The 16,031-nt window shown below is 69.0% G+C and carries 5 protein-coding genes; all 5 read right to left on the bottom strand.

The window, feature by feature from the left end:
• Nucleotides 1-28: 28 nt before the first annotated feature.
• The 5 genes from glgB to treZ all read right to left on the bottom strand — a co-directional run bounded on the left by glgB (nucleotide 29) and on the right by treZ (nucleotide 16,026).
• Complete coding sequence (gene glgB, locus ASF25_RS04350; RefSeq protein WP_056303486.1) at nucleotides 29-2,326, bottom strand: 1,4-alpha-glucan branching protein GlgB; 2,298 nt, start codon at nucleotides 2,324-2,326, stop codon at nucleotides 29-31.
• A complete protein-coding gene (gene treS / locus ASF25_RS04345; RefSeq protein WP_056303484.1) occupies nucleotides 2,327-5,584 on the bottom strand; it encodes a maltose alpha-D-glucosyltransferase in 3,258 nt (1,085 codons plus the stop codon).
• Nucleotides 5,585-5,753: 169 nt separating this feature from the next.
• Entirely contained in the window at nucleotides 5,754-9,137 is a 3,384-nt protein-coding gene (locus ASF25_RS04340; protein WP_056303482.1) for a maltotransferase domain-containing protein, read from the bottom strand.
• A gap of 170 nt (nucleotides 9,138-9,307) precedes the next feature.
• Nucleotides 9,308-14,215, bottom strand: coding sequence for a malto-oligosyltrehalose synthase (locus tag ASF25_RS04335; protein ID WP_056303480.1), 4,908 nt, complete (start codon nucleotides 14,213-14,215; stop codon nucleotides 9,308-9,310).
• Nucleotides 14,215-16,026: a malto-oligosyltrehalose trehalohydrolase gene (treZ, locus tag ASF25_RS04330; protein WP_056303478.1), complete on the bottom strand. Its 1,812-nt coding sequence runs from the start codon at nucleotides 16,024-16,026 to the stop codon at nucleotides 14,215-14,217. The genes ASF25_RS04335 and treZ overlap by 1 nt, the downstream gene beginning before the upstream one ends.
• Nucleotides 16,027-16,031 lie beyond the last annotated feature (5 nt).

The following is a 16,031-nucleotide window of genomic DNA, read 5'->3' as shown; positions in this document are numbered from 1 at the left end:
TTTCATGGAACCCGCGTAGGAACCCGACTCAGTCTTCGCGCACGAAAATCGTCGTGGCGAGCGGCGGAATCGTCAGGTTGAGAGAATGGCTCTGGCCGTGGCTCGGCACCGCCTCGGCCCGGACACCGCCCATATTGCCGACGTTGGAGCCGCCGTAGCGTTCAGCGTCGGAGTTGATGGCCTCGCGATAGAAGCCCGCCTCCGGCACGCCGATGCGGTAGCCCTCGCGCACCACGGGCGTGAAGTTCGACACCACGATGGCGACTTCGCCGGCCTCGCGGCCCTTGCGGGCCCAGGCGATGACGCTGTTGTCCTGGTCGTCGGCCACCAGCCACTGGAAGCCGGCGGCTTCCGTGTCGCGGGTGTGGAGGGCCGGCACGGCGGCGTAGAGGTGGTTGAGGTCGCGCACCAGATCCTTGACGCCCTGGTGATGCGGATCGTCGAGGAGGTGCCAGTCGAGGGACTGGTTGTGATTCCACTCCTTCTCCTGGCCGAACTCGCAGCCCATGAAGAGCAGCTTCTTGCCGGGATGGCCCCACATGAAGCCGTAATAGGCCCGGAGATTGGCGAATTTCTGCCAGCGGTCGCCGGTCATCTTGCCGAGCAGCGAGCCTTTGCCGTGCACCACCTCGTCGTGGGACAGGGGTAGGATGAAGTTCTCCGAGAAGGCGTAGAGCAGGCCGAAGGTCAGGTCGTGGTGGTGGTAGCGCCGGTGGATCGTCTCCTTCGAGACGAAGTTCAGGGTGTCGTGCATCCACCCCATGTTCCACTTGAAGCCGAAGCCGAGGCCGCCGGTGTAGGTCGGATGCGAGACGCCCGGCCACGAGGTCGATTCCTCCGCCACCGTCAGGGTGCCGGGGGCGTGACTGTAGGTGGCCTCGTTGGTCTTGCGCAGGAAGTCGATGGCGTCCAGGTTCTCGTTGCCGCCGTAGCGGTTGGGGATCCACTCGCCCTGCCGGCGCGAATAGTCGAGGTAGAGCATCGACGCGACGGCATCCACGCGCAGGCCGTCGAGATGGTAGTGTTCGAGCCAGAACCGGGCGTTGGCGGCGAGGAAGGTCGAGACCTCCGTGCGGCCGAAATTGTAGATGTAGGTACCCCAATCCTGGTGGAAGCCCTGGCGCGGGTCGGCGTGCTCGTAGAGGTGCGTGCCGTCGAACTGGCCGAGACCGTGGGCATCGAGCGGGAAGTGGCCCGGCACCCAGTCGAGCATCACGCCGATGCCGGCCGCGTGCGCGGCGTCGACGAAGGCGGCGAAGTCGTCGGGCGTGCCGAACCGGCTCGTCGGCGCGAACAGCGAGACCGGCTGATAGCCCCACGAGCCGTCGAACGGGAATTCCGTGATCGGCAGCATCTCGATGTGGGTGAAGCCCATGTCCTTCACGTAGGGGATGAGCCGGTCGCCGAGCTCCTTGTAGGTGAGGTAGCGGTTGCCCTCCTCGGCCACCCGCGCCCACGACCCGAGATGGACCTCGTAGATCGAGATCGGCACGTAGCGCGGGTCCTTGACCCCGCGCGTCTCCATCCACTTCGCGTCGCTCCAGGTCGGGGTGCTGGTCCCCTGGAGCACGGAGGCGGTCTCCGGCGGGTGCTGCGCCGCGAAGGCGACGGGATCGGCCTTGAGGGGCAGGACCGTACCGTCGGGGCCGCGCAGCTCGAACTTGTAGTGCGCGCCGGCCTTCAGACCGGGGATGAACAGCTCCCAGACGCCGCCATTCTGCCAGAGGCGCATGGGGTGGCGCCGGCCGTCCCAGGCGTTGAAGTCGCCGACCACGCTGACCCGGCGGGCGTTGGGGGCCCATACGGCGAAGCGGAAGCCCTGGATTCCGTCGACGTCGCGCGCCTGGGCTCCGAGGATGCGGTAGGTGACGTTGCTGCCGACCTCGCGCAGGGCGTCGATGTCGTGCTGCTCCAGGGACGAGCCGAAGCCGTAGGGGTCGTGGCGGGTGCGCTCGGTGCCGTCCCAGTCCTCGACGGCGAGTTCGTAGAGCGGGCGGCCCTGGGATTCGACCCGGGCGACGAAGAAGCCGTCCGGGTGCTTGCGCTCGAACGGAATGCGCTGGCCCGCCGTCAGCAGGGTGGCGCCCTTCGCCTCGGGCAGCACGGCCCGAACCTCCCAGGTGCCCGGCCCGACCTCGTGGGGGCCGAGCACCGAGAACGGGTCGCCGTGGTTCGCCGACATGATGGCGGCGACCGCGTCGGGGTGCACGCCGCGCGTCTCAGCAGGCGCCCGCGTGCCCGTGGCAACAGGCGTTACGTTCGCGGCCCCCGAGGTTGCCGATGCGTGCCCGGTGCGGCCCGCGAACGTCTCGTCGATGCCCGTCATTCAAACGCCTTTCTTGATGTCGTCCAGAATGGTCAGAACCCCACGTGCGGGGATTTCGATCCAGTCGGGACGGTTGTTCGCCTCGTAATCGACCTCGTAGAGGGCCTTGGTCAGGAGGCAGAGCTTCAGCAACCGGCTCTCCGTCTCCGCGTCCGTAACGGCGGCGCGGCTCACGGACACGGCCTCCCGGTAGCCGTCGAGGAAGGCTGCATCGATCATGCCGCGCCAGGCGATGGAGGCCCGGCGTGCCCGCTCCTCCGAATCGGCGAAGCGCACGGCGATCTCACGGGTCACGGTCTCTGCACCGTAGGCGAACGAGCGCATCATCCCGGCGACGTCGCGCAGGGGCGTCGACTTGAGGCGGCGTTCGTCGGCCGGCCGCGAGGGCTCGCCCTCGAAGTCGACGATGATGAGGTCGTCCTCCGCGGCCAGGACCTGGCCGAGGTGGTAATCGCCGTGGATGCGGGTCTTCATCGCGCCGACGGGTGCCCGGGCCGTGAGCGCCTCGATGGCGTCCTCGACCTCGCGGCGGCGGCCGGCGAGTTCCGTGCTCGCCACGTTGGCCGCCCGTCCCGCCAGGGCGTCGAGGCCCCGGAAGGCGCGCTCGGCCTGACGGCGGGTGTCTTCGCCGAGCGCCTGCAGGTCCGCATGCTCGAACGGCTCGGCCGCAAAGGCCGGGTCGTCCGTCTCCACCGCGAAGGCGTTGTGCATCTCGGCCGTGCGCCGGCCGAGCAGGACCGCCCAGCGCAGGTGGGATTCGAAGGCCTCGTCCGGCGTCGGCGCCTCGCTCTCGGGGGCGAGCACCACCGTGTCGAAGTCGCGGCGCAGGCCTTCCAGCATCAGGGTCCAGGCATCGCCCTGGTTCGGCACGAACTTCTGCAGAACGGCGATGGCGGTGCGGACGCCGTCGGGATCGACATGCTCGACCACGCCCAGCAGCGCCGGCGTGTTGGAGAAATGCGCCGTCTCCGTGAGGAAGCGCCCGACCTCGATCTCGGGATGCACGCCGGTCTGGAGCCGCCGGAGCAGCTTCAGCATCATCTTGGAGCCGATGGCGATGGAGGTGTTGCTCTGCTCGGCGCTGAGGTTGCGCACCTCGCCGGCATCGAACGTGATCGCCGGGTCGAAGGCGGAGGTGGTCGAGAACACGAGCTTGCCCGTCTCGGTGGGCAGTTCGCGGCCTTCCCGCATGCCTTCCACCATGGCGACGGCGAAGGCCGGCGAGGCGGAGGCGCCGAACAGCAGGCCCGTGCGCGGACCGCGCCGGACGCGGGCCACGGCGAACGGCATCAGGGTCTCGTCCTCGCGGCCCTCGTCGACGGCGACCGGCACGAAGTAATCCTGCCGCTCGCCGTTGGCGAGATGGACCGCCACGCGCGGCAGGAGGAAGCGCGCCTCGCCTGTGTCGTCCTTGAGAGCGACGCTGTCGATGACCTGCACGGACTTGATGCGCGAGCCCTTGGCGCCGAACCAGCGCCGGGTGGCGATGAAGCGCGGCGCCACGGTGCGCTCGAAGGCGGTGCGCTCGCGGCCCGCCATCAGGGTGTCGATGCCGCCGGTAAGCACGAGGGTGAACAGTTCCGGCGTCTCCGGCTGCGGGCCGATGCTGCCGGTGTTGGCGGCACTCAGGGAGAACCAGTAGAAGCCGTAGCTCGGTAGCGTCAGCAGGTAGGGCAGCTCGCCGATGGCCGGGAATTCCGAACCGCCGGTGAGCTCGATGGGCACGGCGTTGCGCAGTTCCGACAGATCGAGCTGCACCGCCTGCGGCGCCCGCGACAGGTTGGCGACGCACAGAACGCGCTCGCCCTCGAACTCGCGGATCCAGGCCAGCACCTTGCGGTTCGACGGATACAGGAACTGCATGCCGCCGCGCCCGAGGGCGACGGAGTTGTTGCGGATGGCGATCATGCGCCGGGTCCAGTTCAGCAGACTGGTCTGCGACTGGGTCTGCGCCTCGACGTTGATGGCGTCGAACCCGTAGATCGGGTCCTGCACGGAGGGCAGGAACAGCTTCGCCGGATTGGCCCGGGAGAAGCCGCCGTTGCGGTCGGGCGACCACTGCATCGGGGTGCGCACCCCGTCGCGGTCGCCGAGATAGATGTTGTCGCCCATGCCGATCTCGTCGCCGTAGTACAACACCGGCGTGCCCGGCATCGACAGGACGAGGGACTTCATGAGTTCGATCTTGCGCCGGTCGTTCTCGAGGAGCGGCGCGAGGCGGCGCCGGATGCCGAGATTGATGCGGGCGCGGCGCTCGGCGGCGTAGAACGACCAGAGGTAATCACGCTCCTCGGCGGTGACCATTTCCAGGGTCAGCTCGTCGTGGTTGCGCAGAAAGATGGCCCACTGGCAGCCCTCGGGGATCTCCGGGGTCTGGCGCATGATGTCGGTGATCGGGTGCCGGTCTTCCCGGGCGATGGCCATGTACATGCGCGGCATCAGGGGGAAGTGGAACGCCATGTGGCATTCGTCGCCGTCGCCGAAATACTGCGCCGTCTCCTCCGGCCACTGGTTGGCTTCCGCCAGCAGCATCCGGTCGGGATAGCTCGCGTCGAGGGCGGCGCGGATCGCCTTGATGACCGTGTGGGTCTCGGGCAGGTTCTCGCAGTTCGTGCCGTCGCGCTCGATGAGGTAGGGGATCGCGTCGAGGCGCAGACCGTCGACACCCATGTCGAGCCAGTAGCGCATCACCTCGATGACGGCCTCCAGCACGACCGGGTTGTCGAAGTTGAGATCCGGCTGGTGGCTGTAGAACCGGTGCCAGAAATATTGCTTGGCGACGGGGTCCCAGGTCCAGTTCGACGTCTCGGTGTCGAGGAAGATGATGCGCGTGTCGGAATACGGCGTGTCGGTGTCCGACCAGACGTAGAAGTCGCGTTCCGGCGACCCGGCCGGCGCTTCGCGGGCGCGCTGGAACCAGGGGTGCTGGTCGCTGGTGTGGTTGATGACGAGCTCGGTGATGACGCGCAGGCCGCGCTCGTGCGCGGCCTCCACGAACTTCCGGAACTCCTCCATGGTCCCGTAGGAGGCGTTGACCTCACGGTAGTCGCCGATGTCGTAGCCATCGTCGCGCAGGGGCGACGGATAGAACGGCATCAGCCAGATCGCCGTGACCCCGAGGTCGCGGACGTAGTCGAGCTTCTGCGTCAGGCCCTCGAAATCGCCGATCCCATCGTTGTTCGAGTCGAAGAACGACTTGACGTGGATCTGATAGATGATGGCGTCACGGTACCATTGCGGATCGCTGCGATCGATCATCGCGTCGTTGCCTCATGCATCGAGTTCAAGGGCGTGGTCGGAGTGTGCGCACCGGGGCCCGTACGGGGATCGCCGGGTGCGGCGTCCGTCGGAGGGATAGGCGCCGACACTGAGGCGACACCGCGACGATCGGGTCCGATCGCCGGGGTTTCTGCTGACATGGGTGCGTTCAAGGCGCAACCCGGCGCGGGGCCCGAAGGCGCCAGACGATGGCCGAACGCTCGGCCGGATCGAAGGCGATGCGGTGGGATTTGCCCCGCAGTTCGAACGTGTAGCCCAGCAACAGGTCCTCGACCTCGACGGCGCCGTCGTCGGGTTGGCCGAGAAGCCAGAGCGGCACCTCGTAGGTGCATTCCTGGCGGTTCTTCGGGTCGAGGTTGACCATGGTGAAGATGCAGTTGTCGCCCTCGGGCGTCGTCTTGGCGTAGGCGATGATCTCGTCGTTGTAGGCGCCCGTGAACACCACATTGCGGAAATCCCACAGGGCCGGGTTGTCCTGGCGGATGCGGTTGAGCTTGACGATGTGCTCACGGATGTTGCCGGGCCGGTCGTAGTCCCAGGCCTTCAGCTCGTACTTTTCGGAGTTGAGATACTCTTCCTTGCCGGGATAGGGCGCGGCCTCGCAGAGTTCGAAGCCGTTGTAGATGCCCCAGACGCTGGACAGCGTCGCGGCCAGGGTGGCGCGCACCACGAATCCGGCCCGCCCGCTGGTCTGCAGGTAGATCGGGTTGATGTCGGGCGTGTTGGCGAAGAAGTTCGGCCGGTAATACTCGCCCATCTCACCCGCCAATTCGGTGGAATACGCGATGAGGTCGGCCTTGGTGTCGCGCCAGGTGAAGTAGGTGTAGCTCTGCTGGTAGCCGGCCTTGGCGAGCTTCTTCATCATCTTGGGCCGGGTGAAGGCCTCGGCGAGGAAGATCACGTCCGGGTAGCGGCCGTTCACCTCCCCGATCATCCACTCCCAGAACGGGATCGGCTTGGTGTGCGGATTGTCGACGCGAAAGATGCGGGCACCCAGGGCGGCCCAGCCGAGCACGATGTCGCGCAGCTCGATCCACAGGGACGGCAGGGCACCGCCGTAGAAGTGGACGTTGGAGATGTCCTCGTACTTCTTCGGCGGATTCTCGGCAAACTTGAGCGTGCCGTCGGGCCGCCACTCGAACCACTCGGGGTGGTCCTTGATCCAGGGGTGATCGGGCGAGCACTGGATGGCGAAGTCGAGGGCGATCTCCATGCCGTAGGCGTGGCTCGCCGCCACCAGCCGGCGGAAATCGTCGAGGGTGCCGAGGTCGGGATGCACCGCCTCGTGCCCGCCCGCCTCCGAGCCGACGGCGTAGACCGAGCCGACATCGCCTTCCAGCGCCTTGAGGGTGTTGTTCTTGCCCTTGCGGTTGGTCTTGCCGATGGGGTGGATCGGGGTGAAGTACAGCACGTCGAAGCCGAGTTCGCGGATCTCGGGCAGGCGAGCGATCACGTCGTCGAAGGTGCCGTGGCGGCTGACGTCCATGGACTGCGAGCGCGGGAAGATCTCGTACCAGGCCGAGAACCGGGCTGCGAGGCGGTCGGCGATGACGGGCACGTTGACGGGATAGCGCGACAGGTTCACCCGCGGTGCGTAGCGGCGGACGAGGCGGGCGTTCTCCGGCGCCAGCATGAGATCGAGCTGGGCCGCCGAGCCCGTGGTCTCGGCGTCCAAGGCGGTGGCCAGCGCCTTCAGGCGTTCGCGATCGGCGCCGTCGGCCTCGTCGGTGGCGTCGACCACGAAGGCGATGCCCTCGACGGTCTCCAGCTGGACGTCGACCCCGGCGTCGCGCTTCTTCAGGGTATCGCGCATCCAGGACGAGAAGGCGTCGCGCCACGCCCGGATGGTGAACTCGTAGCGGCCGTTGCGCTCCAGGGGAAAGTGCCCGCCCCAGCGGTCGTTCTCGATGAACGCCATCGGGTCGGAGGCCCAGATCTCCTCGCCGACGACGCGGGACAGGATCTCGGCGTCGATGATCTCGTGGCCGTCGCTGAAGATGTCGGCGGTGACGTGGACGCTCTCGCCGACCACGCGCTTGACCGCCGAGCGGCCGCCGTCGATCTCGGGCGACACCGCCTCGATCACGACGCGGCCCTCGCCCGTCGGCGTGGTGAGCGGCGGCTCCTTCGCGACCGTGTCGCGGGTGGCGCTCAGGATGCGGACCTCGCCGGGCTGCAGGTCGATGCTGATGCCGGGCGTGAACGCGATGGGGGCGACGTCCGGCGTGCGGTCGGTGAAGGCACCGAGCATCCCGCCCGTGCGGGCGACGAGGGGGGCGGCGTCCAGCGTCACGGGCGTCGCGCCGGGATTGTGCAGCACCAGCACGGCGTTGCGGGCCGAGGCGCCGTGGCCGGTGTCGAAGCGCAGGAGGGCGACGAAATCCGCGTCGGGAGCCGAGATCCGCGCCTGCGCCCCCTCGACGTTGGCGGCCGAGAGCTCGGCCCGCAGGGCGTTGATGGCGGTGACATAGGCAGAGATATCGATGCCGGTGCTGGATTCACGGGCCTCGGGGGTGGTCTCGACCACGTGCAGGCTCTTGGCGTAGCCCCACTCGTACCCGATGGGCATGAGCACGCCGGCCGAGAAGAAGGCCGCGAGCGCGTAGCGGGCCTTGAGGTGGCGGGCGACGGCCTCGGCATCGCCGTCGAGATCCGCAGCGAGGCGGGCCATGTCGTGGTTCTCGGGGAACGCGATGGAAGGGGCGACGACGCGCAGGCGGTCGTACTGTTCCAGGGCCCAGGGAGCCCGGAGGTCCCACCAGGCGAAGCTGTTGAACAGGTAGTCGAACCCGGCGCCCGCCGTCGCCTGCGCCTCCTCGAAGGTGCAGCCGAGGGTCTCGGCGGCGAACAGGCACCCGGGCTCCACCGCCTTGGCGGCCCCGATCAGGTCGCGCCACACGGGGGCCGGCACCTTGTAGGCGGCGTCGCAGCGGAAGCCGGCGACACCGAGATCCTGCAGGCGGTTGACGTAGCCAGACCACAGGGCGGTCAGCTCCGTGCGGCTCTTGTCCGTGTGATAATCGAGCTCGGCGAGATCGCCCCAGACCGTGCGCTTGCTCGGATCGTCGGGATCGACGGCGTAGGGGCTCTCGATCTCGCCGTCGGCGTCGCGCAGGAACAGGTCGGGCCGGTCGCGGGCGAGCGCGCCGTCCCGGGCGGTGTGGTTGACCACGAGGTCGGTCATCACCGAAAGGCCCTGAGCGCGGGCTGCGGCGCAGAACCGGCGGATCTGCTCGTCGTCGGAGGTGCCGTCCTGGTCGCGGAAGCGCTCGTCGAGGCGGTCGGTGTCGGCCACCGCGTAGAGGCTGCGCGAGCCGCCGGTCTGGTGGAACGGGTTGAGGTACACCCAGTCGAACCCGAGGCCGGCGATGCGCGGCAGTTCGGCCGTCCAGGCCGAGACCCGTCCGACGAGGAGGGGGAACAGGTTGTAGATGCGCGGTCCCTCGGCGCGGGGTGCGAGGCTCTGCGGGAGCGTCACCACGCCGGCGTCGGTCCGCGGGGCGGTACGCGTTGCGGGGCTCGGTGCGTTCATGCGTGCTCCATTGGGGTTTGGTGTCTGGCGCTTTCACTCTCCCCTCTGCGGGAGAGGGTGGCCCGCGAAGCGGGTCGGGAGAGGGGAGCGCGGTGTCCGGAGGGGGCGTCCCCTCTCCCGCCTGCTCCGCAGGAACCCTCCCCCGCAGGGGGGAGGGTTGTGAAAGGCGTTTAAGCCGTCCGCTTCAGGACCGCGTAGGGCAGACGCGCGAACAGGCGGTCGAGTTCGATTCGTCCGTCCGTCGCCTCGGCGGTCTCCCCGGTGACGAGGTCGATCCAGGCACTTTCAGCCATCACCGGCAGGTATGTTCCAGCGAACCCCGCCCCGCTCCACACCGCATCCCCGACGAGGTCGGAAACGAGGCGCGGCACGGCCACCAGAAGGTCGCCCGCGCCACTCGTCGCATCCGAACGTGTGAACGCGATGACATGGGCGGCGCGCCCGCCGGTCGGCACCACGGCCTGGTAGTCCGCCTCGGCGTAGAAGGCCGGCCGCTCGGTGCGGTCGGCGAGCAACCGGGCGAGGGTCGCCTGCTTCACCCGTCCGTCGCTCCAATGCGCCAGGAGGTCGGCGACGTCGCCGCCCTGTTCGAGGGACCGGGCCAGCGCCGGATAGTCCACCGGGCGACGATTGTCGGGATCGACGAACGAGAAGTCCCAGAACTCCGTGCCCTGGTAGGTGTCGGGCAGGCCCGGCAGGGTCGCCTTCAGCACCGTGCGGCCGAGGCCCGCGATCATGCCGAGATGCGCCAGACGCTTGGCGAAGGGCCGCATCCGCGCCAGGAACTCCGACCCCGGGACCACGAGCTTGGCGAAGAGGGCGTGGACGGCGCCCTCGTAGGATTCGTCGACGTTGACCCAGCTCGACCGGCGCTTCGCCTCGCGCAGGGCTTTTTCGGAATAGGCGTCGAGGCGCGTGCGGAAATCCTCAATGGCCGCGGGCTCGTCGTCGTCAAGCAATTCCAGCGGCCACGCGCCCAGGATCGCCTGGAAGAACATCCATTGGTCGTTGGCATCCGGCACCGCCTCGCCGTCGATGGTGGTGAGGTGCGGCCCGGCCAATTCCCGCCACGTGGTCCAGGCCTCGGCCCAGTCCCCGGGCATCTCCGAGAGGGCGAGCAGGCGCGAGCGGGCGTCCTCGCCCCGCTTGGTGTCGTGCGTCGCCGTCGCGATCATGGCGTTGGGCCAGTCGCGGGCCCGGGCCGCCTGGAGGGCGTGGAAATGCTCCGCGTCGATGCCGTACTCGCCCGGATCGCCGCCGACCTCGTTCAGCGCCAGCAATTCGGAGAAGCGGTAGAACAGCGTGTCCTCCAGGCTCTTCGCCATGACCGGGCCGGTGAGCTGCTGGAAGCGGCGACGGAAGCGCAGGATCACCGCCGGATCGGGGCGGCCCGGTCCGGTGACGTCGATGCGGCCCAGCATGGCGTCGGCGGCGAAGTCGTGCACGGAGCGGTCCGGCAGGGCGCTCCAGCGCTTGGCCTTCTTCACAGCGTTCTCGATAAGGCGGACATCCTCGTCCTCGACGTCGCTCTCGTCGAGGTCGCCCGGCAGGTAGCTGCGATAGGTGGGGAAACGCGCGATGATCTCGATGAGCGCCCGACGGATGGCGTTCACCGAAAAGTCGCGGGTGCGCCGGTCGGCATCGGCCACGGCCTTGAGGTCGGAGGTCATCACCTCGAGTTCCGAAGCGAAGCTGATCTCGAGGATCTCGGCCTTGGCGGCCCGCAGCATGAACTTGTAGGGCTCGTCGAAATGCGTGCGCGCCTCGTAGAGGTCGCGGATCGCCGCTTGCTTGCTCCTGTCGACCAGGATGCCGTCGAGCTGGTTCAGCACGTCGTAGCCGGTGGTGCCGGCGACGGGCCATGGCCGCAGGCGCTCGCCGGGCTCCAGAATCTTCTCCACGACGACGTAGAAGCCGGGGCCGACGGCGGCCTGCAGGGCGCGGGCGTAGCCCTGCGGATCGGCCAGACCGTCGATGTGGTCGATGCGCAGGCCGTCGATGCGGCCCTCGCGGATGTGGCGGAACACCGTCTCGTGCGAGCGCTGGAACACATCCGACTTCTCCACGCGCAGGCCCGCGAGCCCGTTCACGTCGAAGAACCGGCGATAGTTGATGTCGCTCGCCGCCACCCGCCAATGGGCGAGCCGGTAGGATTGCTGTTCCAGCAGGCGGTGCAGGGGCCCGAAGCTATCGGGATGGCCCTTGGCGCCGTTCAACAGGCGAAGGGTCCGCCCGATGGCCTCCGCGATGGCGGGCGACGCCGCCACCGCCTCGACGAGGCGCTCCTTCAGGTCCTCGGCCTCGGCCGGGAAAGCCATGCGACGTTCCCCATTGGTCTCCTCGCCCATGAGGCGCAGGCGTTCGGAGATCCCCAGCACTTCGAGGGCCGCCGCGTCCTCGATGTCGCCCAGCGCAGCTAGCGAGCGGTTGAGGATGGTCGGATATTGCTGCGGGCAGATCGGGAATTCGTGCTCGTAGTGCCAGACGCTGAAGGCGCCTTTCTGCGGGTCGAACTTCAGTTCGAGCGTACCCTTCTCCAGGGCCTCGCCGTAGCGGTCGCCGAGGAACGGCACCACGAGCTTGTTGTTCGCGCCGAGGCGCGACCAGTCGATGTCGAACGCATCCGCGTGGGGCGACAGGCCGCCCCATTCCAGCACCGAGAGCCACCACGGATTGTCGGCCCCGCCGACGCCCATGTGGTTCGGAACGATGTCGAGGAGCAGCTTCAGTCCGGCCGCGTGCAGGGTCTCGGAGAAGCGCACGAAGCCATCTTCGCCGCCGAGCTCCGGGTTGATGGTGGCGTGATCGACGATGTCGTAGCCGTGGGTCGAGCCCGGCCGCGCCTTCTGGATCGGCGAGGCGTAGACGTGGCTGATGCCGAGCTTCGCCAGGTAGGGAACGATCTTCTCCGCGTCCGCGAAGGTAAAGTCCTTGTGGAACTGCAGGCGATAGGTGGCGCGCGGCGGGGCCGAGGCGAGGCGCGCGGCACCCGAGCGCGGCCCGCGTTCCTCGGCCGCCAGGGAGGCGGCAAGCTTGGCGAGGGGGCCGCCCGGGGCCGCGATGGCCTCGAGGGTCCGGTCGAGCTTGCGCCGCCAGTTCGGATAGCCCTCCGTCGAGCCCGGCACGTTGGCCTGAGACAGTTCGGAGACCACGTCCTCGTACTGCACGGCGGTCAGCATCGACGGCGCGCGGGCGAGGTAGCGCGCGGCGGCTTCGAGGGGCGCGGCTTCCGGCGGATCGTAGCTCGGCAGCAACTGCTCGGCGGCCAACGCCTCGGTGAGGCGGGTGCGCTCGTCGACGCGCTCGCGCCGCTCGGCGTCGGCGCGCTCGGAATCGTAGAGGCCGAGCGCTTGACGGGTGTCGGTGTCGACGCCGCGCCACCAGCCGAGGAAGGTCGGCAGGTCGTGGGTGGTGATGGCCGTCAGCGCCTCGCGCGGGTAGGCGGCCGGCGGCTTGAAGCGGGCGCCCTGCTCGCGCTCGAAGGCGAGGATGCGGTAGCTCAGGATTCCGGCCTGCATCAGGGCATCGGAGAAGCCCTCGGGCGCCGTGCCGAGATCCTCGGCGATGACGAGGCACTTCGCCCGGTGGCTCTCGAGGCGCAGCACGGCCAGCATCGGCTCGAACGGCATCGCCACGTAGGCGCCGGCCTGGGCCGTGGCGCCCAGCGGGATCAGGAACAGGCGGGCGAGCTGGAACGCGTGGTCGATGCGGATGGCACCGGCGTGGCGCATGTTCGCCTGGACCAGCGCCCGGAAGGCGGCGAGCCCGTCCCGCTCCAGTTCCAGCGGATGGAAGGCCGGGAGGCCCCAATCCTGGCCCTTCGGGGCGAGCAGGTCGGGCGGGGCGCCGATGGAGACGCCGTTGGCGAAGCGCTCGGGGTGGGACCAGATCTCGGACCCGCCGCGATCGGCGCCCACGGCGAGGTCGCGGTAGAGGCCGAGACGCATGCCGGTGCCCAGCGCGATCTCGGATGCCTCTTCGAGCTGCCGGTCGGCGAGGTACTGGAGCCACACGTGATAGGTCACGGCCTCGGCGTGCTCGACCGCGAAGGCCCGCACGGCCTCGGTGCCGTTGCGTTGGAACTCTTCCGGCCAATCGCCGAGCCATTGGGCGCCCTGGCCCTGGAAATGTTCGGCCAGCGCCTCGAACGTGCCGTGGGCTTCGAGATCGGCCCCCCCGGCGGTGCGGAAGGCGGCAAAGCGCGCATCGGTGCCATCGCGGACGGCGGATTCCTGCCACAGGGCGCGGAGCACCGGCGAGAGCACGCCCCAGATACCGGCGTGGTCGACGAGCTTCGATTCGCGCAGGGCCTCGACGCGGGCGGACATGGAATCGAGGAGGGCGGCCGCCTTCGAGCCGACGAAGCCCGGCAGGACACCGGGCTCGATGAACAGGGTCTCGAGGAACAGGCGCGAGGACGGCGAATAAGGCGAGATCTTGGTGCGGTCGGTGGCGAACAGGGCGTGGACCGGGCTGAGGCCGAGGAACGACGCGCCGCGCAGGCCGGCGTCGCGGGCGGCCCGCCCGGCATCCGCGTAGGAGCCGATGCCGAGGTTGTCCGGCGAGCGCAGGCCGTAGAGCTGGGCCGCGAGCCCCCAATCGCGCGCACCCTCGTCCGCATAGGCGCGCGGACGCCAGCAGCGCTGCGGCGCGGCGATGACCCAGGACTCGGCGCGGTGCTCGCCGAGGGTCGCGGTCAGACGGTGGTAGCCGGGCGTGAGCGGCGGAAGCTCGAAGCCGGCGTCACCTGAGGCCGAAACCGCGACGCGGCCCTCGCGGACATGGCCGCGCTCGTCGACGAGACGCCACGCCAGGGTGCCGGCCGCCGACGCCCGCAGGGGTACCCGCGTGGCCCGTCGGGCCTCGACCGGGAGGAGCGACGGAACGAGGCCCTCGCGGACCGCCGTCACTTCCGCGAGACTCCCGGCGATCTCGGCATCGGTGCCCACCGGGAAGCCGAGGGCGGCGATCATGCCGGCCCGGGTCTCCAGGCTCGTCTCGACGGGCTGCCCGAAGGCGTCGGTGTAGCCGGGGGCGACGCCGAGGAGATCGGCGAGGCGTTCGAGGTCGCGGCTCATCAGTTCACACCCGTCAGGAAGATGCCCGTCCAGGACGGGAGTTCGATGGTCTGCCCGGTGACGACGTCGGCGCCGTTGCACCAGACGATCTGGCCGCCGCCGCGCGCCGTCTGGAGCGGCGCGTCGCCGAAGTTGGCAACGAAGCGAAGCCAGCCGCCGTCGTAGCGCCACGTGCACTCCACGGCGTCCGGACGCGGCAGGGAAGCCGTTGCTCCCCGATAGGCGGTCTTGGTGAGCGGCACGACGGTCTGATGCCGGATCTGCAGCAGGTTGCGGGTGTCAGCCCAGACCCCGCGATGCGGCGCACGCTCGATCTCCGACCAGTCGATCCGCGAATCCGTGAAGGTCTTCTCCTCCGTCGGATCGGGAATCACCGAGGTGTCGTCCGCGAACGCCGCGAAGCTCTTGAACTCGCGCCGCCGGCCCTCGCGGACGGCCTTGTTCAGCTCCTCGTCCGGCGCAAAATCGACGAAGAACAGGAACGGCGCCGTCGCCGACCACTCCTCGCCCATCCACAGCATCGGTATCTGCGGGCTGAGCAGCAGGCCGGCGCGGGCGAGGGCCAGCTTGGCCGGGTCCGAGAGCGCGCTCAGGCGCTCGCCGAGCGCCCGGTTGCCGACCTGATCGTGGTTCTGCAGGAAGGTGACGAAGGCCGACGGCGGCAGATGCGCCGAGGGTTCGCCGCGCGGGTGGTTGTCGAGGGTCGGGAACGGCTCGCCCTGGTAGGCGAAGCCCTCCGACAGGCAGCGGGCGAGATGCGCGACGGGCTTGTCCGCGAAACTCTCGTAGTAGCCGGCCTCCTCGCCCGTCAGCAGCACGTGCCAGCAATGGTGCAGGTCGTCGGCCCATTGCGCCGTGTGCTGGACGGGCTGGCCGTCGTCCTTGCGCTCCAGCCACTTGGCCTGATTGGCCTCGTTCTCCAGCACCAGATGGATGTGGCGGCCGGGCAGACGCGCCCGGATGGTCTCGGCGAGCTCACCGATGAAGTGTTTCTCGGAATCGTCGAGGATGGCGTGCACCGCGTCGAAGCGCAGGCCATCGAAGTGGTACTCTTCGAGCCAGTACAGGGAATTCTCGATGAAGAAGTCCCGCACCGTCCGGCCGCTGGTCTCGCCGTCGAAGTTGATGCCCGCACCCCACGGCGTCTGGTGCCGCTCCGTGAAGAACGTCTTGGCATAGGCATGGAGGTAGTTCCCGGCCGGCCCGAAGTGGTTGTAGACCGCGTCGAGGAAGACCATCAGGCCGAGCGAATGCGCCTTGTCGACGAGGCGCTTGAGATCGTCGGGGCGGCCATAGGCACCGTCCGGCGCGTAGGGCAGCACGCCGTCGTAGCCCCAGTTGCGGGTGCCCTTGAAGTCGGCCAGCGGCAGAAGTTCGATGGCGGTCACGCCGAGGTCGCGCAGCTCCTCGAGCTTGCCTTCGAGGGCCGCGTAGGTGCCCTCTCGCGTCGCCGTCCCGACATGGAGTTCGTAGAGGACAGTTTCCTCCCACGGACGTCCGGTCCAGTCGGAATCGCTCCAGTCGAAGCTGCGCGGGTCGATCACCTCGCTCAGGCCGGACACGTCGTCGGGCTGAAACCGCGACGCCGGGTCGGGCACCACGAGATCGTCGTCGATGCGGTAGCCGTAGCGTGCCCCGGCTTTCACGCCCGGCAGGGTCACGCGTCGCCAACCCTCGCCGACATCCGGGATGTCGTGGTCCGTCCCATCGACCACCAGGGCGACGCTCTGTGCCGTGGGGGCCCAGAGGGCGAATCGCACGCCGTCTTTTCCCGCCTCGCCGCCGAAGGCCATCGCATGGGCTCGCCGCATTGCGG

This window comes from Methylobacterium sp. Leaf100 (assembly GCF_001422845.1).
In the GTDB taxonomy this organism is placed as follows: Bacteria; Pseudomonadota; Alphaproteobacteria; order Rhizobiales; family Beijerinckiaceae; genus Methylobacterium.
The sequence above is the reverse complement of the archived record's forward strand: the minus strand, read 5'-3'. Positions and strand labels throughout refer to the sequence as shown.